Source organism: Nostoc sp., from assembly GCF_036917395.1.
In the GTDB taxonomy this organism is placed as follows: Bacteria; Cyanobacteriota; Cyanobacteriia; order Cyanobacteriales; family Nostocaceae; genus Nostoc.
In genome coordinates, this window is sequence record NZ_JBALDI010000004.1 from 296,464 (window position 1) to 316,102 (window position 19,639).

17 protein-coding genes are annotated in these 19,639 nt (G+C 42.2%); 11 read left to right on the top strand and 6 right to left on the bottom strand.

The genetic code is table 11. The features are described 5' to 3' along the window. Positions 1-18: 18 nt before the first annotated feature. The 3 genes from V7K46_RS03625 to V7K46_RS03635 all read left to right on the top strand — a co-directional run bounded on the left by V7K46_RS03625 (position 19) and on the right by V7K46_RS03635 (position 3,514). The gene (locus tag V7K46_RS03625; RefSeq protein WP_335111124.1) at positions 19-1,245 is read left to right on the top strand and encodes a succinate--CoA ligase subunit beta; all 1,227 of its coding nucleotides are present in this window, start codon (positions 19-21) and stop codon (positions 1,243-1,245) included. Positions 1,246-1,542: 297 nt separating this feature from the next. Further along, complete coding sequence (locus tag V7K46_RS03630; RefSeq protein WP_298907553.1) at positions 1,543-2,424, top strand: succinate--CoA ligase subunit alpha; 882 nt, start codon at positions 1,543-1,545, stop codon at positions 2,422-2,424. A gap of 406 nt (positions 2,425-2,830) precedes the next feature. Continuing rightward, complete coding sequence (locus V7K46_RS03635; RefSeq protein ID WP_335111126.1) at positions 2,831-3,514, top strand: RibD family protein; 684 nt, start codon at positions 2,831-2,833, stop codon at positions 3,512-3,514. A gap of 95 nt (positions 3,515-3,609) precedes the next feature. On the opposite strand, the gene psbA is transcribed toward V7K46_RS03635, so the two are convergent. The 4 genes from psbA to V7K46_RS03655 all read right to left on the bottom strand — a co-directional run bounded on the left by psbA (position 3,610) and on the right by V7K46_RS03655 (position 7,623). Next, complete coding sequence (psbA, locus tag V7K46_RS03640; protein WP_335111128.1) at positions 3,610-4,692, bottom strand: photosystem II q(b) protein; 1,083 nt, start codon at positions 4,690-4,692, stop codon at positions 3,610-3,612. 221 nt (positions 4,693-4,913) lie between these two features. Then, positions 4,914-5,585 carry a DUF2834 domain-containing protein gene (locus tag V7K46_RS03645; RefSeq protein WP_335111130.1) on the bottom strand — a complete coding sequence of 224 codons (672 nt, stop codon included), beginning with the start codon at positions 5,583-5,585 and terminating at the stop codon, positions 4,914-4,916. 113 nt (positions 5,586-5,698) lie between these two features. Beyond that, positions 5,699-6,853, bottom strand: coding sequence for a heat-inducible transcriptional repressor HrcA (gene hrcA, locus V7K46_RS03650; RefSeq protein ID WP_335111132.1), 1,155 nt, complete (start codon positions 6,851-6,853; stop codon positions 5,699-5,701). 437 nt (positions 6,854-7,290) lie between these two features. Next, entirely contained in the window at positions 7,291-7,623 is a 333-nt protein-coding gene (locus V7K46_RS03655; RefSeq protein ID WP_335111134.1) for a rhodanese-like domain-containing protein, read from the bottom strand. 157 nt (positions 7,624-7,780) lie between these two features. Between V7K46_RS03655 and V7K46_RS03660 the strand changes: the two genes are divergently transcribed. The 3 genes from V7K46_RS03660 to cysE all read left to right on the top strand — a co-directional run bounded on the left by V7K46_RS03660 (position 7,781) and on the right by cysE (position 11,395). After that, positions 7,781-9,439, top strand: a complete 1,659-nt coding sequence (locus V7K46_RS03660; protein WP_335111136.1) for a DUF3352 domain-containing protein — start codon at positions 7,781-7,783, stop codon at positions 9,437-9,439. A 362-nt stretch (positions 9,440-9,801) separates the two neighbouring features. Continuing rightward, a complete protein-coding gene (locus V7K46_RS03665; RefSeq protein WP_335111138.1) occupies positions 9,802-10,290 on the top strand; it encodes a hypothetical protein in 489 nt (162 codons plus the stop codon). A gap of 340 nt (positions 10,291-10,630) precedes the next feature. Next, positions 10,631-11,395, top strand: coding sequence for a serine O-acetyltransferase (cysE, locus tag V7K46_RS03670; protein ID WP_335111140.1), 765 nt, complete (start codon positions 10,631-10,633; stop codon positions 11,393-11,395). A gap of 266 nt (positions 11,396-11,661) precedes the next feature. Here cysE and V7K46_RS03680 read toward each other — a convergent pair whose 3' ends face one another. After that, the gene (locus V7K46_RS03680) at positions 11,662-12,246 is read right to left on the bottom strand and encodes an Npun_F5749 family FMN-dependent PPOX-type flavoprotein (protein ID WP_335111142.1); all 585 of its coding nucleotides are present in this window, start codon (positions 12,244-12,246) and stop codon (positions 11,662-11,664) included. A gap of 149 nt (positions 12,247-12,395) precedes the next feature. Between V7K46_RS03680 and V7K46_RS03685 the strand changes: the two genes are divergently transcribed. Beyond that, positions 12,396-12,938 (top strand): ATP-binding protein, encoded by a 543-nt coding sequence (locus tag V7K46_RS03685; protein ID WP_335111144.1) that lies wholly within the window; start codon positions 12,396-12,398, stop codon positions 12,936-12,938. A 285-nt stretch (positions 12,939-13,223) separates the two neighbouring features. Then, positions 13,224-14,477: a tetratricopeptide repeat protein gene (locus V7K46_RS03690; RefSeq protein ID WP_335111147.1), complete on the top strand. Its 1,254-nt coding sequence runs from the start codon at positions 13,224-13,226 to the stop codon at positions 14,475-14,477. A 369-nt stretch (positions 14,478-14,846) separates the two neighbouring features. Here the strand turns inward: V7K46_RS03690 and V7K46_RS03695 are convergent, their stop codons facing one another. After that, positions 14,847-15,503, bottom strand: a complete 657-nt coding sequence (locus tag V7K46_RS03695; RefSeq protein ID WP_335111149.1) for a Uma2 family endonuclease — start codon at positions 15,501-15,503, stop codon at positions 14,847-14,849. A gap of 126 nt (positions 15,504-15,629) precedes the next feature. On the opposite strand from V7K46_RS03695, the gene V7K46_RS03700 reads away from it, so the two are divergent. The 3 genes from V7K46_RS03700 to V7K46_RS03710 all read left to right on the top strand — a co-directional run bounded on the left by V7K46_RS03700 (position 15,630) and on the right by V7K46_RS03710 (position 19,624). Further along, positions 15,630-16,775, top strand: coding sequence for an NAD(P)/FAD-dependent oxidoreductase (locus tag V7K46_RS03700; RefSeq protein WP_335111150.1), 1,146 nt, complete (start codon positions 15,630-15,632; stop codon positions 16,773-16,775). A gap of 193 nt (positions 16,776-16,968) precedes the next feature. Further along, positions 16,969-18,285: an urea ABC transporter substrate-binding protein gene (gene urtA / locus V7K46_RS03705; RefSeq protein WP_335111152.1), complete on the top strand. Its 1,317-nt coding sequence runs from the start codon at positions 16,969-16,971 to the stop codon at positions 18,283-18,285. A gap of 178 nt (positions 18,286-18,463) precedes the next feature. Continuing rightward, entirely contained in the window at positions 18,464-19,624 is a 1,161-nt protein-coding gene (locus V7K46_RS03710; RefSeq protein ID WP_335111154.1) for an ABC transporter permease subunit, read from the top strand. Positions 19,625-19,639: the final 15 nt, after the last annotated feature.

A 19,639-nucleotide genomic window follows, 5' to 3' on the forward strand; every position in this document is an offset into this window, starting at 1 on the left:
TCAATACAAGGTGTATCAATGGATTTATTAGAATATCAAGTTAAAGAATGGTTTGGGAAAATAGGCATTCCTGTATTGCCTTCGCAACGAATTGACCATCCTACAGATTTGAAACGTTTAAAAATTCGCTTTCCGATTGTACTGAAATCTCAAGTACATGGAGCAGAACGGGCAAAAGCAGGTGGAGTCAGGTTTGCCGAAACGACTATCGATGCGATCGCCGCTGCTCAAAATATCTTTAGTCTACCAATATGGGGCGAATTGCCAGAAGTTGTGCTAGCAGAATCTCAATACGACGCCAACCAGGAATTTTATCTAGCGGTGGTTTTAGACACTGCTGTTTGCCGACCGGTACTTTTAGGTTGCAAAGAAGCAAACATCGATTGGGAATCCGCTGGGGAAAAAATGCACTATGTTGTCGTGGAACAAGAATTCTCGCCATTTTATGCCCGACGATTGGCTTTGAAAATGGGTTTACAGGGGACGCTGATGCAGTCGGTAAGCAGCGTTGTAGAGAAAATGTACCAGTTATTTGTGCAAAAAGACCTGGATTTAGTCGAAATTAATCCCTTGGCAGTCAGTGCTACTAGTCAAGTTATGGCTCTTAATGGTAAAGTCAGGGTCAACGAACGGGCGATCAAGCGTCATCCCGATCTTGCCGAGATGGCGGCAAAAATTATCAGCCGTCATACCAGTACTGAAATCAATGGTATTTTGGGTGACTGGGATGGTGTGAAAATGCATGGAAAAATCGGTATTTTAGGTAATGGTACTGGTTCAGTGATGGCAACTTTGGATTTAGTCGCTAATGCTGGTGGTAATCCCGGTGTTTGTTTAAATCTACGTCATGTTTTCCTGACAGATACGACACCAACTACCTTCTGCGATCGCCTAGAGATGGGTCTGAAAATCCTGGAGGCTGACAAAAGCATTCAAGTAATACTAATTAACTTTCTGGGTAGCATTCCTCTAACTGAGGAAGTGGCTGAAGTTATAGCCAGAGTTGTGCAGCAAGACAACAGCGCACTTCAATCACAGGTTGTACATTCTAATGGTAGTAAAAGTCGGCGAGAGCGGAATTTTTCACCCTTAGTTGTTCGTCTTGCTGGTTCTGAATTCAATGCTGCTAGACAATATTTAGCAACACTAAAAACCCACAACGACGCGCTCCTTGTGGTAGAAAATTTAGATGAGGCAGTGGCGGCAGCAGTTCGTCTTGCTAAACCAACAGCTCATAGGAAATAGTGAGTGTCATTTTGTGACAATTCAAAAATCAGAAATTATTAATTTTTACCGCTGGGCATAAATTTTTGAATTTGATGCTGAAAACAAGTACAGCTTTGCTTCCTGGGACTAAATTATATAGTACATTCAAACTGAATATTCCTAGCTAGAGGCGGGTTTTCCGATTTTTTGAACACTTAGCCTCAAAACTAGTTTTTGTAATTTCAGTAAAAATTGAATCAATACGACACTGTAAACGTGTCGTTTTTATGCCCAGTAATTCAAGGCACTGGGTTGCCAAACTTAGAGTAATTTTTTATGAACCTAACGCCAGATAGCAAAGTGTTAATTCAAGGCTTTTGTGAATTTATATCAGGCACTCATGTTGCTCAAATGCAAGCTTATGGCACGAATTTAGTAGCAGGTGTCAATCCTGGATGTGGCGGACAGGAACTGCATGGACTGCCAGTATTTGACTTAGTAGAGGAGGTAATAGAACAATTTGGGGCAATTGACACGACAATTATCTGTGTAGATCCTTACGACGTGCTAGATGCGGCATTAGAGGCGATCGCATCTCATATTGGCCAGATCATTATTATTACCGCTGGCGTGCCGCCTTTGGATATGGTGCAATTACTCCGCAAAGCCGAGGCATGTGAAACTTTGGTAATCGGGCCCAACAGTCCTGGGATCATTGTGCCGGGAAAAATTCTTTTGGGTACTCAACCTAGCGAGTTTTATACTCCTGGAACAGTGGGGATCGTTAGTCGTAGCAGCACCCTCACCTACGAAGTTGCTTACGAATTAACAAAAGCCGGTTTGGGGCAGTCGATTAGTGTCAGTATTGGTAGTGATGCGATCGTCGGTTCTTCCTTTCTCCAATGGCTGCAAATTCTCGATGAGGATGAAACCACACAGGCGATAGTTTTAGTCGGTCAACCTGGTGGTGGTAGTGAAGAAGCAGCAGCCCGGTACATTGCTGAGGCAATTGATAAACCAGTAATTGCCTACATTGCAGGTAGACAAGCGCCACCAGGAAAGAGTTGGCGTCAAACTGGGACTTTAGCAACGGTTATCGGACGCGATCCTAATTTTGGCACAGCCCAAAGTAAATTAGCTGCTTTAAAAGAAGCGCAAGTTCCAGTAGCTGAACGTCCTTCTCAGATTCCAGAATTATTGCGAAAGGAGATTAAGTAATTACAAAAAGCGAAACAATAATCGAGCTTCGTCTGCCAGTTATAATGCATGAGTAATGGCGATCGCTCCATAAGTCCATCACCTGCTCGCCTCCATCTGTGGAAAATATCTCTTTTAGTAGTGGGTGCTGCCCGAGGGCAAGGGGGAAAGGTGAATTCAAACCGCAATCCCATTCCCTTTTTCCCCAAACCCCGAAATTAAAATTAAGACAACTACAATTGCAGATATGTGTTTGAGCATGACAGTCTCTTAGGTGTAAAAAGATTGACTCTTGCTAATCATCCAACGAGAATTCTTTTACCACCTTGAGCCATAGCTTGAAAAGTGATTTAAAGCACAATGCAACAACTATTCATGGCAAAGAATTCAAAAAGGTAAAATTATAAAGAACTGTCAGAACGTAATCATGTCAGCTATCCAAACAACTGTGGTTCTTGCCATGACCGTCGATGGAAAGATTAGCGCCGTAGATCTTAAAGCACCCCGTGATTCCGATGCCGCTGATCAAGCACACGTACAGTATCAAGTTTCCCTTGCTGATCTTATTCTGGTAGGAGCAGGAACGATTCGGGCTGAAGAAGAGGTAACTTTTACAATTTGCAATCCCGAATTGTTGACAGCACGTGAGGTTCGGGGTCAGTCTCCTCAGCCCATTATCTGCGTTGTCTCAGGTTCCCTTGACCTATCGCTGGACTTCGCTTTTTTAAGCGAGGACATTGAGCGATGGATATTTACGACACGGACTGGTTTAGAGCGCAGTTCTGATACAACAACCTTGCAAAAACTGGCTGAATTAATTGATTTGGGAGATACAGACCTAGACTGGGATCGAGCCTACAGCTTGATGGCAAAGCGGGGTATTCACAAGGTCGTTGCTTTGGGAGGCGGCTCTTTAACAGCTTCTCTAGTAAAGGCTGGGCGAATTGACGATTGGTGGTTGACAATTTGGCCCGTCATTTATGGAGGAAAGGACGCCCCTACCCCAGTAGAGGGAGAGGGTTTTCTTCCCAATGCTGCTCCTCATCTGCAACTTGTCGAAACTCGTCAAGTTGGAAGTGAGTTGTTTTTACACTACCGCACGCTCAACTAAGAATGCGCTGCCAGAATTAAGCGCTATTATCGTTGATACTAAAAAGCGCCCTCCCAATTTGGGAGAGCGCTTTTTTATTTAGCTAATCTTCAGAATTAACCGTTGATAGCAGGAGCGGTAAGAGCTACAGGAGCAAAATCACCTGCTGCCAAATCTAAGGGGAAGTTGTGAGCGTTGCGCTCGTGCATTACTTCCATACCCAGGTTAGCCCGGTTGATTACATCTGCCCAAGTCGCAATCACACGACCTTCAGAATCAATGATTGATTGGTTGAAGTTGAAACCGTTCAAGTTGAACGCCATTGTGCTTACACCCAAGGCGGTGAACCAGATGCCGATTACAGGCCATGCTGCTAGGAAGAAGTGCAGTGAACGGCTGTTGTTGAAAGAAGCGTATTGGAAAATTAGACGACCGAAGTAGCCGTGGGCTGCAACGATGTTGTAGGTTTCTTCTTCTTGACCGAACTTGTAACCGTAGTTCTGTGATTCGGTTTCGGTGGTTTCACGAACCAAAGAAGATGTTACCAAACTTCCGTGCATTGCAGAGAACAAGCTTCCACCGAATACACCTGCTACACCTAATTGGTGGAAGGGGTGCATCAAGATATTGTGTTCTGCTTGGAAGACAATCATGAAGTTGAATGTTCCACTTATACCCAAGGGCATACCATCAGAGAAGGAACCTTGTCCGATTGGGTATACCAAGAATACTGCACTTGCTGCTGCTACTGGAGCAGAATAGGCTATAGCAATCCAAGGACGCATTCCTAAGCGGTAGGATAGTTCCCATTCACGTCCCATGTAGCAGAATATGCCAATCAGGAAGTGGAAAACTACTAGTTGGTAAGGACCGCCGTTGTACAACCACTCATCTAAGGATGCTGCTTCCCAAATTGGGTAGAAGTGCAAACCGATGGCGTTGGAGGAAGGTACTACTGCACCAGAGATGATGTTGTTTCCGTAGATTAATGAACCTGCCACGGGTTCACGGATACCATCGATGTCTACTGGAGGTGCGGCGATGAAGGCGATTACGAAGCAAGCGGTGGCGGCTAGCAGGGTGGGGATCATGACTACGCCGAACCAACCGATGTAGATCCGGTTGTTGGTGCTGGTGATCCACTCACAGAATCGATCCCATACGTTGGCGCTTTCGCGACGTTGAATGGTTGTTGTCATTGTTTTATAAATGCGATTATTTGCGAATGAATTAGGTAGGTTTGACTACCTGTTACACATATTAAAGGATTTATTGCGTTTTGTAAAGTACTTTTAAAAAAAATTTTCTCTTGGGATTTACGCACCCGCAACAGAAAATCCCCGATCTACTGAAAAAGGGGATTTTGGGTAATACCATTCTGGATTTTAGATTTTGGATTGTGAAAAACGCACTTTATTCTTCAATTCGCTGCTGGCTGCTTGGATATTGACTCTACACCCACTTCTTGTAAAGGTGGACGCACAGATAAATAAATTAATGGGCCGAATAGCGGTATCAACGTTATTAACCAGAAAAACTGGGGATTCCAACTGCGACGCGCCATATCATCCCCTAGTAATGCAGGAAATAATAGGCAAAGTAGGCAGAAATCTAAACTCATTACATTGATGAAGCGGTTTGTTTGCCACTGTTGCACAAAATTACCCCAATCTCCTCCTGTTAAACCATAGGCAATTAGAATAACCGTGGCTACTGTCAAAACAACCCCAGTAACACGAGAATCTAGCAGCTTGAGCAAGGCATTCTTTTTACCGACAAACTTGTTATTTGGTTCCCTAAGGGCTAAGTAGGGTAATAAGGCAAATATCCCGACTGCGAAAGAGGCAGTAGCAAATAGCCAAGCAGGTATTTTTTGCCCTCTACCGTCAATAAACACTACTGCACTGTAGATGAGAGGCCAGATACCCATGAGGTTGAATAGTGCTATGACTAACGGGTTAACGCCTTGCCACTGACCACTAGAAAGGTTTTTAATTAACTCTAATGTACCGGGTTGCTCAGGAGGAGCGAGGAAAAAAGCATAGACAATGAATCCCAGCCACAGCACGCCAAAGGCAATTTTTCTTACCATGAAAGATTTAAGTAGGATTAATTATTGATTGTGCCGCTACAAATTGGGCTATCTGCCTGCAATGGTATTGTTCACTTGCCTATACCCGTAGCGGCTTGTCACTAAACATCACCTTAAGGATTGAAATAACTGAAAGCTTCTGAGAGGTAATCAGCAGCAGATGCCACGACTGCGATCGCACTTTCATAATCTAGACGCGTTGGTCCCAAAACCCCCACACTTCCTACTGGTACCGAACCTCGGCGATAGTTGGAAGAAATTAAGGTACAGGTACGTATCGGTTCTAGAGGATTTTCTGCGCCAATGCGAACCGTTACCTTTGGTTTACCACCATCCTCAGGCTCTGGTTCCTCAAATATTAATCGCCATAGTTGGTCTTGTTCTTCTTCCAGCAGGTGGATAATCGTTTGTACCTGCTGTAACTGGGAAAATTCCGGCTGGCGCAAAACTTCTGACACACCCCGAACCATAATTTGTGTTGCAGTTGGCGCAAGAGTGCGACGAGTCAATTCTGCAACTGAATTTTTCAAGAATTCCCCGTAGCGTTGGAACTCCTGATCTAGTTCGCTCCAGTTGAGGTTGGCTAATTCCAACAGACTTCGCCCCCGCAAGTGGCTATTCAAAAAGTTAGAAACAATCTGCAACTCGCGATCAATTACCTCTGAATCCCGTTGTGTTTCCTCTGCTATTGGCGACAAATCCATCAACTTGGAATGTGTTTCATAACCTTCGGTCACTACAATTAACATGATCCGTCCGGCTTCAATTTGCACTAATTGCAGATGTCGCAATAGCGCTGTAGTTGTTTGCGGCATCGTAATCAAGCTAATGCAACCACTTAAGGTTGCTAAAATTTGTGCGGCTCCTTGCAGTAGGGTTTCTAAACTCCAATCTTCCCACTGGAGGCGCTTTTGTAGTGCCACTTCTACTTCTCGTCCTAAAGTTTCCGTTCGCGTAGCGCGATGCCCTGAGCTTGCCGTTCGCGGAGCGTCTCTAAGAGTTGGGTCTCGCAGCGAAGGTGTAATTAGCTGGTCAACATAAATGCGATAGCCTGAGTCTGAAGGTATTCGTCCGGCAGAGGCATGTGGTTGGTAGAGTAATCCAGACTTTTCTAAAACGCCCATCACATTGCGAATTGTGGCTGAACTTACACCCAGGTCGTACTCTTCGACCAAAGCCTTTGAACCAACAGGCTCTGCTGTAGCAATGTAGTGACGTACCGTTGCCCAAAGTATATGCTGTTGTCGATTTGTTAACTGGACTTCCATAGGGTATGTTTTGCTAGAGGCAAATTTTAATCAAACTCTGGAAAAATTCGTTGATTTGATCGAAAACAAAGAATATTAATAATTAATTAAGATCATAAATTATACAATTATCTTGTGATAATTAATTTTAAGGTTTACATACAGCACTCTTTCAAAGTGCGCTCGAAACAGAATTTAGGCTTTTGCAGCAAAAGCTGAAAGTTTGAATTTACAGCATCCTTTCTCGACTTATATTTGCATAATTATACAGTGACAAAAGTATTATTAGATACGTATTTTTGCGGCGATCGCCGTGAAGATTGGGGTCGAAAAGTTCCGTAAATATGTACAAATTCCCGAAAGTGGCAAGCCTCTAAACTTATCTACTGCTGTTTTCACAATAGTAAAAGCCAGATGGAAGAGTAAGTTCCATCTGAGTAATGCACCCTAAACACAAACTAATACTGAGGAATTGAATGGTCTACTAACAGAGAGTAAGCATCAATACCACCCGAAATATTTTGCACATTTGTAAAACCTTGAGCAATCAACCACTGGCACATCTGGGCAGAGCGGATGCCGTGGTGGCATAACACAAGGGTTTCAGCTTGGGGATTGAAGAGGTTAGGGACTTGATCTCCCCATTCGGCAAATTGACTCAGGGGTAGGTTGATAAAGCCCTCAATGCTGGCGATCGCCAATTCTTGTGGTTCTCGTACATCTACTAGCTGAATATTTGCATCATCAGAAGAAAGACGTTGTGCCAGTTCTTCTACACTAATCTGGTTCATGGGTTGACTAAAAGAATTCCCTATAAAGAGTCCTAATACTATTTATGGTTACAGAAAATCTCTGCCTTTGCATGAGTATCCATTCTCAAGAAGGCTGATATATCCTGGTAAGCTTTCTGCTTAAATGGCTGTAAACCGTCTTTATTAAAGGTTTAATGTGAATAGGCAACGTTCATTTATTGGTTTTATCGTCGCAGGTGCGATCGCACTGCTAGTGATTGCGATCGCTGGCTTTTACTGGTTTTTCGCCAAAAGTCCAGCTAACCTGATTGGTTCTACCTCCCAGCCTGGTGCAGCTATATTCGTGTCAAAACTTTCCCCCGTAATGGTTTCATTACTGGCGAATCCTGACCGGTTGCAGGCGTTGGAGCAAGAAGAGGAACTATCTAAACTCAAAACCAGTTTATTCGCCAAGAGTGGCATAGATTACAAACAAGACATTCAACCCTGGTTAGGGAACGAAATTACATTAGCTATCACCACCTTAGATATTGATCGCGATCTAGAAAATGGACAGCAACCAGGGTATCTGTTAGCACTCTCAACCCAGCAACCGGAGAAAAGCCGCGAGTTTGTGGAGTTATTGTTTTCCAAACGGGCGTTAGCTGGAGCAAATTTAGCTGTTGAACAATACAAAGGCGTAAAGCTGATTTCTGACAATTCTCAACCAGAGCAGGACTTGCTTGCTGGTGCTGTTGTTGGTGAAGACTTTGTGTTGTTTGCCAACGATCTGAAAGTGTTGCGAAACGCGATTAATAACGTCCAAGCGCCCGATCTGAATTTGACTAGCTCCCCCGAATACGAAAAAGCTACAAAACAACTTCCCAAAGGGGGTTTAGCTGTAGCTTTCTTGAATCTTCCCATTGTGGCAAAATGGCAAGGGTTAGAACTGCCAGAACAACTTTATAACAGCCAAATTATTTCCTTGGCGTTGAACCCCAAAGGATTGCTAGCAGAAACTACCTTTCTGACTTCATCGGAAATTGTCCCTCCATCCCCACCGCTATCTAAACCTGTGGGAGCATTGCAGTATATTCCAGCGTCCGCAGGTTTGGCAATTTCTGGCTCGAATTTAAGTAATTTGGGTGATAGTGATGTAGCCAAACTTTGGAGACAAGCAACAGCAACTATATATGGTTCTAAGGAAGATGTGGTTTCTCGGTTAGCAAAACCTTTGGCGGATGTTCAAAAACGCTGGGGGATAAACTTCCCAGAGGATATTTTCAGTTGGGTACAGGGAGAATATGCCATAGCATTGTTACCAGAAGAGCAAACAACCCCTCATTGGATTTTTGTGGTGGAAAAATCCGAGGCTGTAGAACAAGGTGTTACTCGATTAGATGCGATCGCCTCATCTAACGGACTCAGCATTAATCTCCTGACTATAGACAAGCAAAAAATCTCCGCTTGGACAGAGTTAACTACGGCTACAAAAAAAAGTGATGTTAAAAAGGGAGCATCCTTCAGCATTGAAACAAAAGTGCAGGGATTACATACAACTTTAGGAAATTACGAAATTTTCACCTCTGACTTAGAGACGATGGATGAAATTCTCACAATTAAGGATAATTCCATAATTGACAATCCCAATTTCAAAGATAGTATCGCTGCGATTCCCTTACCAAACCAAGGCTATATATATCTTGACTGGACAAAGAGCCAGAATTTGTTAGAGCGTCAAGTACCGATTCTGAAGTTAGTGGAAGTCTTAGGTAAACCATTTTTTAACAATTTGCGATCGCTCACAGTCAGTAGTTATGGAACTGACACGCGATCGCTCAAAGGTGGCGTTTTCTTCAAACTCAATAATTCGTGAGATTTTCATAGAAGTTTAAAATGCAGAAGGTTAAAAATTTTTTAAACTTCTGCACTTTCTTATTCCATTATATTTACGTATATTTTCTTTAGTATTTGAGATACTCAATGGTTTTTATTATCACCGTAAGTGGTTACGCAACTTTTTGATTGCTTTTTCTATCAACGGCAAAGGTGGGGGTAAACTCAGAAAACACACAATCCATCAGAACTAGAAATATTGAAAGAGTTAAGCTGTCTGCTTTCAAAACCCTTTATTGTGGCACATTTTAATGTGTCACAAGCAACTGAAATTTCACTAGAATTTTTTCAGTAGAATATGTATATATCACTACTAATTTAAAAGCCTGTTGGAGGGCTACTATGAAATACTGTCGCCCCCGACTTCAGTTTCACGGCGGCTGGCTGTTGGCTATACTTACCGCCATCACAGCTACCCCTGTAATAGCAGAGACAGCAAATTTTGGTACTTTCAATTTATCAACAAACTTTGATCCAGCACAAGGAAGAGTGCAGGGGTTTACAGGTGGTTCTTACTCATTGTCTGCCATAAGTAACCGCGATCGCGATCAAAAAGCCTGTATTGGCTTTGCCGATCCGACTCCAGATCATATTATGGTTTTGGAAAAGGACTTTTCCCAGCTGACAATACAAGTCGATAGCAACAACAACGACACGACTTTACTGATTCAAGGTCCAGATAAAACGACAATTCGTTGCGGTGATGACACTGGCAAAAGTAAAGATGCTAGCGTTAGCGATCGCAACTGGAAAAGTGGTACCTATCGGATTTGGGTGGGTACATTTAATCCTGGGGTGAAGCGTGATTATACTCTGACAGTGGAGCAGTAGTGATGGGGAGTGTTGAGTTAGGAGTTAGGAGTAGAGACGCGATTAATCGCGTCTGTACAGGAGTTAGGAGTCAAGTGATTAATGCCCAATGCCCCATTCACAATTTTTAGGTGTAAGGGATTTCCAAGAAATAAATTATCCAAATAAACGAACCACAGAGACAAGGCAGCGCGGTCTTGGGGGTTTCCCCCATGAGCGACTGCCGCGCAGAGAACACAGAGAAGAGAAATAAAGAGGATTTTTGCGTCAGTTTTGGAATATTTTTTTATTTGGAAGTCCCTAATACCTGAGAGGATAATATGGGAGAGTCGCTTGTTGTGCTTTCCGAGGGTGCTATCTCGTGCTATCTATACTACGTGCTGACTTTCGTATCATCTTTGAACGTGACCCAGCTGCCCGTAACTGGTTGGAAGTTTTATTTTGTTACCCTGGTTTGCAAGCCTTGCTATTCCATAGGCTGGCTCACTGGCTTTATACTGTTGGTCTTCCCCTTATTCCTCGCCTGATTTCTCACTTGGCTCGGTTTTTGACTGGAATTGAAATCCATCCTGGTGCAGCAATTGGGCAAAGTGTGTTTATTGACCACGGGATGGGTGTAGTAATTGGTGAAACTGCGATCGTGGGAAACTATGCTCTAATTTATCAGGGTGTCACTCTTGGAGGTACTGGTAAAGAATGTGGCAAGCGCCATCCCACTGTGGGTGAAAATGTCGTAGTAGGAGCTGGAGCGAAGGTACTGGGCAATATCCAAATTGGCAACAATGTCCGTATTGGCGCTGGGTCTGTTGTTCTCAGGGATGTCCCTTCTGACTGTACTGTTGTGGGCGTGCCTGGACGGATTATATATCGTTCTGGAGTCCGGGTTGCACCTCTTGAACACAGTAACTTACCAGATTCGGAAGCTGAAGTAATTCGTGCTTTAGTAGACCGGATTGAGGCGCTGGAAGAACAAATACAAACTCTTGGGCGCACCAACTCTTCTGGAAAAACTCTTGTCTTGACAGGTTGTGTGGCTTCTAACCAAGCTGATTTCTCACAAGATGCTCTTGTGTGTAACCTTAGAGATAAGGCAATACAGCAGTTTCTAGATGGTGCGGGTATTTAAAGAAAGTTAGGAGTTAAGAGTCAGGAGTGAAGAATAAAAATTATAAATGCTAACTTTGCAGATTCCAAATAGACTTGAAAACAACCTATCCGGCCGCACAGGAATGTTTACCTACTTTGGTGATTACAACTTCATCACCCGGTAGCAAATATACCTCGTTCTCATGAAACAAATGCTTGCGGAAAAATAGCCAGAATAAGGTTGCTCAAGGGATGATGTTGTGAAAGAAAACCGAACTGTATTTTCCCCATTCCCCTTTCAAAAAATTAAGGATTAATTTCTTCACAAAACCATTCTTGATTTTCATCGCGGCGATAAAAGTTTCTATTTTGTGGTTCGCCCTGCAATTTTAAGTGGTCTACCTGCACCGGGTCGAGTAGCAGTAGGCAAAAATTAGGCAATGGTTGCATGGGGTCGGGTGCTGGTGGTGCAAAAGCTTCTGGGGTTTCAACTCTGGGTTTACCAGGATGGGGCCAAGCAAACTGTAAACGTGCAGCATCACTCAGTTCTTGCCAAATGGAGATGCGGGCTGGTTGTAAATTCTGGTGAGAATCATCATTTCCTACCAGAGTTAAACAGCCAGTAATACGGAATTGTTCTCGTGTATTGGGGAAGTACCAGCAAACTTCTGCCCAAGGTTGTTGCTGTATCTGGTCGCCTTTAGCGCTACGGCTATCGATGATAAATTTTAGCTGGTTTGTATCTTCCAAAAAGCCGCGAAAGACTAGGGTACGATTAGCGGGGCGACCGTTCGGCTGCACCGTTGCTAGTTGCAGGTAACGGGCATAAACAAGGCTGCGGTTGCGATCAAGTGCATCAGCGATCGCACCTCGCCAAGGAGCAAGAGACATTATACAATTCTGTTGGTAATCTAACGCCAAGTATTCCTGAATATACTACCATTTAGCGCCAGTAATTCCTAAAAGTTCTCTAACGCCAAGAAGCTTTAAGATTCCACTGCTGTAATATATATGTAAATTCTTAATATAAATAACACCTGATGAGTTCCTTACCCACTAATCGTGCTAATACCCTCAAAGCTGCGTTTCGTGTTTGTGATGTAGCTCCTTTGGTAACTAATAGAGATATTGAACGTTATTATGTTAATTTATCAAAAGTTCGCAAGACCGAAGCAATTAATACTATTAAAACTCGCTTAAGTTTTCTTGAACCCGCAGAATTTTGCAGCCTTCTATTTACTGGACATCGGGGATGCGGTAAAAGTACAGAGTTAAGGAAGATTCAGCAAGAATGGGAATCTCAATATAAAGTTATTTATATAGAAGCAGACGCTGAACTAGATATATTAGACGCAGAATACACAGATTTATATTTGGTAATTATTAAAAAAATTGCTGATGTTTTATACACATCGGAATTAAATTTTGATGCACAACTTTTAAAGAATTTTGAGTCTTGGTTTAAAGAAATTACTCAAGAAACGGAACAAACAGTTGAAAGGTCAGTAAGTATCGGTGCTGAGGCAGAAGCAGGAATAAAAATTCCCTTTCTTTCAAAGCTATTGGGTAAAATCCAAGCTTAAATTAAAGGTGCTGACAAACAAAGAAAGACGGTTCGGCAGAATTTACAAAAAGATATTGGCCGTTTATAAGCAGATATAAATTTGTTGTTAGGGGATGCTTTTGTCAAGCTTAAATCAAAATACTCAGAATATCAAAAAGGATTTTTAATTATTTTTGATAATTTAGACAGGGTTCCTCCCAATGTAGCTAAACATTTATTTTGTGATTACGCATTTCAATTACAAAGTCTACATTGTACGATTGTCTATACAGCGCCAATTTCTATCGTCTATTCTGAAAATAACTTGAGTAATTCCTTCGACACGCCCAATATTGTGCCGATGGTCAATATGGCAAAATATGCCCCAGATTTTTGGGCATGGAGAAAAGGAGTATTTTATTTTCAAACAGTCCAGTCTACTCAAGAATTGGCTATTGAAAAAACTATTCAGTCTGAGAGAATATTTGGAAGTTTAGATTTACCAGAAAGGCAAGAGCGGATTGATTTACTTGAACGCTTGCTAATGGAAGAATCAACAGATATAAGCACCCGCCTTACTATTTTGCAGGAATTAGGGGCAGCTTATAGGAGTATTGCTGAGGCAGAAAAAGCAGAATATTTTTTGCTAAAAGCTTTGAAGTTGACTGAAGAAGATGAAAATTTAGCAGGAATCAAAGCCAGTGTTCTCCACGAACTGGGTGACACATATCATGATTTGGGAGAATGGGACAAAGCGATCGCACTCTACAATCAGTCTTTGGAAATAACTGAACACATTGGTGATGTCCAAGGCAAAACGGTGACGTTGTACGAACTAGCAGGTATCTACGCCAACAAAGGCGATGTGGATAAAGCGATCGCACTCTACAATCAGTCTTTAGAAATAACACAACGCATTGGTGATGTCCAAACCAAAGCAGCGACGTTACACGGCCTAGCTGGTATCTACGCCGACAAAGGGGATGTGGATGAAGCGATCGCACTCTACAATCAGTCTTTGGAAATAAATGAACGCATTGGTGATGTCCAAACCAAAGCGGCGATGTTGAGCAATCTGGGAATTCTTTACGCCAACAAAGGGGAAGTGGATGAAGCGATCGCACTCTACAATCAGTCTTTGGAAATAAATGAACGCATTGGTAATGTCCAAGGCAAAACAACGACGTTGAGCAATCTGGGAGTTCTTTACGCTAACAAAGGGGAAGTGGATGAAGCGATCACACTTTTCAATCAGTCTTTGGAAATAACGCAATGCATTGGAAATTTCCAAGGTGAAGCGGCGACGTTGCACAATCTAGCAGGTATCTACGCCAACAAAGGGGATGTGGATGAAGCGATCGCACTCTACAATCAGTCTTTGGAAATAAAAGAACGCATTGGAAATGTCCAAGGCAAAGCAATGACTCTGTGGTGTTTAGGAGATTTGGCAGAACAGCAGGGTGAATACACTAAAGCGATATCTTATTTGCAACCAGCTTTAGAGATTTTGCAGCGATTGAAGTCACCGGATGCTGAAAGTGTGAGTGCAAGCCTCAATTGGGTAATTCGTAATTCGTAATTCGTAATTACAGAACGGAAAGATTTTTGTATCACGCAAAGGCGCAGAGGCGCAGAGAATAACGCGAGAGTATTTTATAAATAAATGAAAACTCCTGTAATGAGTCTTTGATACTCGTGGACGAGTCTTTTATACTCGCGGATGAGTCTTTTATACTCATGAACGAGTCTTTTATACTCGCGGATGAGTCTTTTATACTCGTGAACGAGTCTTTGATACTCGCGGACGAGTCTTTGATACTCGCGGACGAGTCTTTGATACTCGCGGACGAGTCTTTTATACTCATGGACGAGTCTTTTATACTCATGGACGAGTCTTTGATACTCGTGAATGAGTCTTTGATACTCGCGGATGATTCTTTACAGCAATTTAGGTGAGAGAATCAGGATCTACACCGAGCGATCTTAATCTTTTTGCTAGTAAATTGGCACGTTCTTCTGATGTTAAAAAGCGTTTTCCTTCCGCCTTATACCAATACAACCACTCACGTGTAATGCCTAAATAGGCTCCTCGTTCTATACCAATTCCTAAACCAATTTCTGGCAGCCAAACGGGATTACCATCATCTAATTCATAAGTATTATTAACTAATTTGTAAACTTCTAAACGTGGCTTACGACGACGAAATGGGTTGTAGACTACATAATACAAAAACCCTAATCTTGCATACTCTGCTTTTTTGGTCGAATACTCACCGCGATATGTCTGAGATACCACTTCCAACGCTAATATCGGTAGTTTCTTCTCTTCCCAAAGCACATAACTGGGACGGAGGTTTTCATCATAAAATCGCTCTACTCCCAAACTCAAAAATCCATCTGGCACGATTGGCGGTAAATCTGGGTCATAATAAATCCCCATATCTACGCCAAAAAACCAATCCATTCTTTCTGGCCATGCCATTGCGAGTATTGCTTTGAGTAAACCGGGAATTAAATCTTGTAATTCATTATCCACAGGGGTATCATCAGAGTCTGGTAGTTCCTCAGATGAGGGCAAACAAGCTAATGGATCGTAATTTAGCATAATGGGTTTACTGTTTTTCGGTGATTAGTGCATCTTTGTTTTATTAATGAATCTCGATAGCAATTTCAATGAGAGAATCTGGATCTACACCAAGCGATTAACTTTTTAGTAATTCGTAATTCATATATGAAAACCTATGACTGGATTGTGGTTGGCGGTGGAATTGCGGGTGCTGCACTCGCTTATGAATTAGTCAAAACAGGTTTTGCTGTACTTTTGTTGGAGCAATACCAAACACCACAGAATGCAACTCGTTATAGTTATGGTGGGCTTGCTTATTGGTCGGGGAATACGCGACTAACTCGGCAATTGTGCGAAGATGCGATCGCCCGTTACCATATCCTATCTCAAGAGTTAGACGCTGATATCGAATTTCGGGAATTAGATTTATTACTAACTATTTCAGCCGCTAGTGACCCAGAGGCAACTGCTGCATCATATAATCATTTTGCTATTCCACCCCGTTTACTGAGTGTCCAAGAAGCTTGTGAGTTGGAACCACTGCTAAATCGAGAGGCGATATGTGGTGCAATAACAGTCAAACACGGTCATATTCACCCAGAGAAAACAGCACAAGCTTACATCCAAGCCTTTCTGCGGGCTGGAGGTGAAATGCAGATTACGCAAGTATTGCAAGTATTGCAAGATGGTGTAAAAACAACTACTGCAACTTTCCACAGTGCTAACGTTGTCATTTGTGCCGGTGGACTTAGCCGCCAGCTGCTAAAATCTGCTGGTATTCCCATTAAGCTGTATTTTACTCACGCAGAAATAATTGAAACCCCACCTGTGGATGTACAGTTACGCACCTTAGTTATGCCAGCTAATCTGCAACGGTTTCAACTAGAAGCTGAATCTACTCAAGTTGATGAATTGTGGGATGAAGCAGGTAATGAACCAGTCCCGCCAATTTTAGATGCAAGTGCGATTCAGATGCAAGATGGTAGCTTCCGCATCGGTCAAATTAGCCGCGTTCTCACAGATCCTCATGCCAAGGTAGACTCAGAGGCGAGTGAAAAGTGGCTGCGAAAAAGTGTCGGTGAAGTTTTGCCAGTTTTGGAGAATTTACCAGGAACTTGGCATCATTGCTTGGTGGCATTTAGTAGCGATCGCTTGCCCTTGATTGGTACTATCCCAGGATTTGAGAGCGTTCATCTATTCTCTGGGTTTAGCAATCCTTTAGTGATTATACCACCTTTGGCAAAGCGCTTTGCTAACTTTGCTTCTGGCAAGGAAGATGAAATTATTACCCAGCTATCTCTTCACTGCTAACAATAATTTCATAGTATTAAGCTTAACAAAGATTAATATTACGAATTTATTTTTTTATTACAAAAACAAACATTTTGTATAATAAGTAACTTTTTTCTAGTAAAATATCGCACTATTATCACACTTTAAAGGTTTGATATTGTCAGCTTTCTATTAAGTTAGTTGATTCATCAAAAGGAAAATTCATAAAGATATGAGAAGACAATTTAACCGACGCAAGTTTTTAATCTATGGTTCTCTAACTTTTGGAAGCAGCTTTTTTCTAAAAGCTTGCGCGAATAATTCTCCAACTGCTACAGAGAGTCCAGTCGCACCTCCAGCTGCATCTCCAGCTGCTGCTACTGCTGGTGACACCATCAAAGTAGGTATTTTGCACTCCCTTAGTGGTACGATGGCTATTAGTGAAAAAAGCGTCGTCGATGCTGAAAAACTAGCAATCAAAGAAATTAACGCTGGCGGTGGTATCTTAGGTAAACAAATTGAAGCAATTACTGAAGATGGTGCTTCTAACTGGGATACTTTTAGAGAAAAGGCAACCAAGCTAATAGATCAAGATAAAGTCGCTGTAGTTTTTGGTTGTTGGACTTCTGCTAGCCGTAAGAATGTGAAGCCAGTATTTGAGAGCAAAAATCACATGCTCTGGTATCCTGTGCAGTACGAAGGTCAAGAGTGTTCTAAAAATATTTTCTACACTGGTGCTGCGCCAAATCAACAAATCGAACCATCTGTTGATTGGCTGTTAAAAAATAAGGGCAAAGAATTTTTCTTAGTTGGCTCAGACTACGTTTTTCCCCGGACTGCTAACACAATTATTAAAGCTCAACTAGAAGCTTTAGGTGGTAAAACAGTTGGCGAAGATTATTTACCGCTAGGTAACGCAGAAGTTACACCGATTATCACTAAAATTAAGCAAGCTTTGCCTAATGGAGGTGTAATTTACAATACTCTCAATGGTGATAGCAACGTTGCTTTCTTCAAACAATTGAAAGGTGCTGGATTGACACCAGAAAGATATCCTTCCATGTCTGTCAGTATTGCCGAAGAAGAAGTTAAAGCAATTGGTGTAGAGTATCTCAAAGGTCACTACGCTGCTTGGAATTACTTCCAAACAGTAGATACACCTGCTAATAAGAAGTTTGTCGCAGCTTTTAAGAAAGAGTACGGTGAAAATCGGGTAACAAATGACCCAATGGAAGCAGCATATATTGCAGTTTATTTGTGGAAGCAAGCAGTAGAAAAAGCTGGTACTACAGACATAGCTAAAGTGAGTGCTGCGGCGTATGGTCAAACCATAGATGCACCTGAAGGTAAAGTGACAATGGATGCTAATCATCACATATCCAAAATTGTGCGAATTGGTCAAGTAAGGCTAGATGGTTTGTTTGATATTGTCTATGCTACTCCGACAGCAGTTGAGCCGGTTCCTTGGAATCAATTTGTAAAAGAGACTAAGGGATTTGCTTGTGATTGGACTGACCCTGCTAAGGGTGGTAAATACAAGAAAATCTAAATTTGTGAAAGAAATTCTCGTTTCTCGTTTCCAGGTAGAACCTGGAAATGCACTTCATTACGGCTCTGCCGCGAGTTAGGAGGCGGAGCCTCTCAATAGGCATTCCCAGTTTGAGACTGGGAACGAGACAACTAATGGCTTGACTAATTAGTAGCTGATAGCTGTTGGGGAGAAATAAGTGTTAACAGGTTTTTTAGAAGCTGTATTTAATGGTATTAGTATTGGCGCTGTCTTATTAATTGCTGCGTTGGGACTGGCGATTATATTTGGATTGATGGGCGTCATCAATATGGCGCATGGTGAATTGATGATGTTTGGCGCTTATACAACATTTGTTGTCCAAAATGGCTGTAAACAATTGGGCGGGGTGTGGTTTGAAGTTTATATATTTTTGGCTTTGATTATTGCTTTTATGTTTACGGCTGCTGTGGGATTAATTTTAGAAAGAGGCGTGATTCGTTATCTTTATGGACGCCCTTTAGAAACTTTACTAGCAACTTGGGGAGTAAGTTTAATTTTTCAGCAGTTGGTTCGCAGCGTAAATTGGGTATTGATAATTGGCATAGTCCTATTTTCTCTATTGTTTTTTGGAGGTTTATGGATTTTAAATTCTCGCACTGATTTGGGAAGAGTTCGTAACTGGATTGTAGCAGTGATATTTTTACTATCGCTGGGGGTGACAATCACAATGGGCAATTTATTAAGTCAAACTTATCAGTTAGGAGTGACTCAACCTTGGTTTGGCGCTCAAAATGTGGATGTAACTGCGCCTACTTGGTTACAAGCGGGGATATCTTTGGCTGGTATGCAATTGCCCTTTGCCAGGTTATTTATTATTGCTTTAACAATAATCTGTGTGGCAGGAATTTATTTATTTTTACAACGTTCTAGCTGGGGTTTAAGGATTCGGGCTGTGACACAAAACCGGAGTATGAGTGCTTGTTTGGGTATCCCAACTCAAAAGGTTGACGCGATTACTTTTGCACTGGGTTCTGGTTTAGCTGGTGTGGCTGGATGTGCGATTAGTTTGCTGGGTTCTGTAGGGCCAAATACTGGGCAAAACTATATTATTGATACTTTTATGGTTGTTGTCGTTGGGGGTGTAGGCAATTTAGTCGGTACGATTGTGGCTGCTTTGGCTATTGGTACGGCTAATTTTTTAATTGGTTCTGGGACTTTAGCTGTGTTGTTGACTCCTGTGAAGCCTTTGGCTGATTTGTTTACTTTTTTTGCGACGACGAGTATGGCTAAGGTGATGGTATTTGCACTAATTATTGTGTTTTTACAGTGGAAGCCTGGGGGAATTTTTCCGCAGAAGGGACGTACTGTTGATGTTTAAACCGCAGAGGCGCGG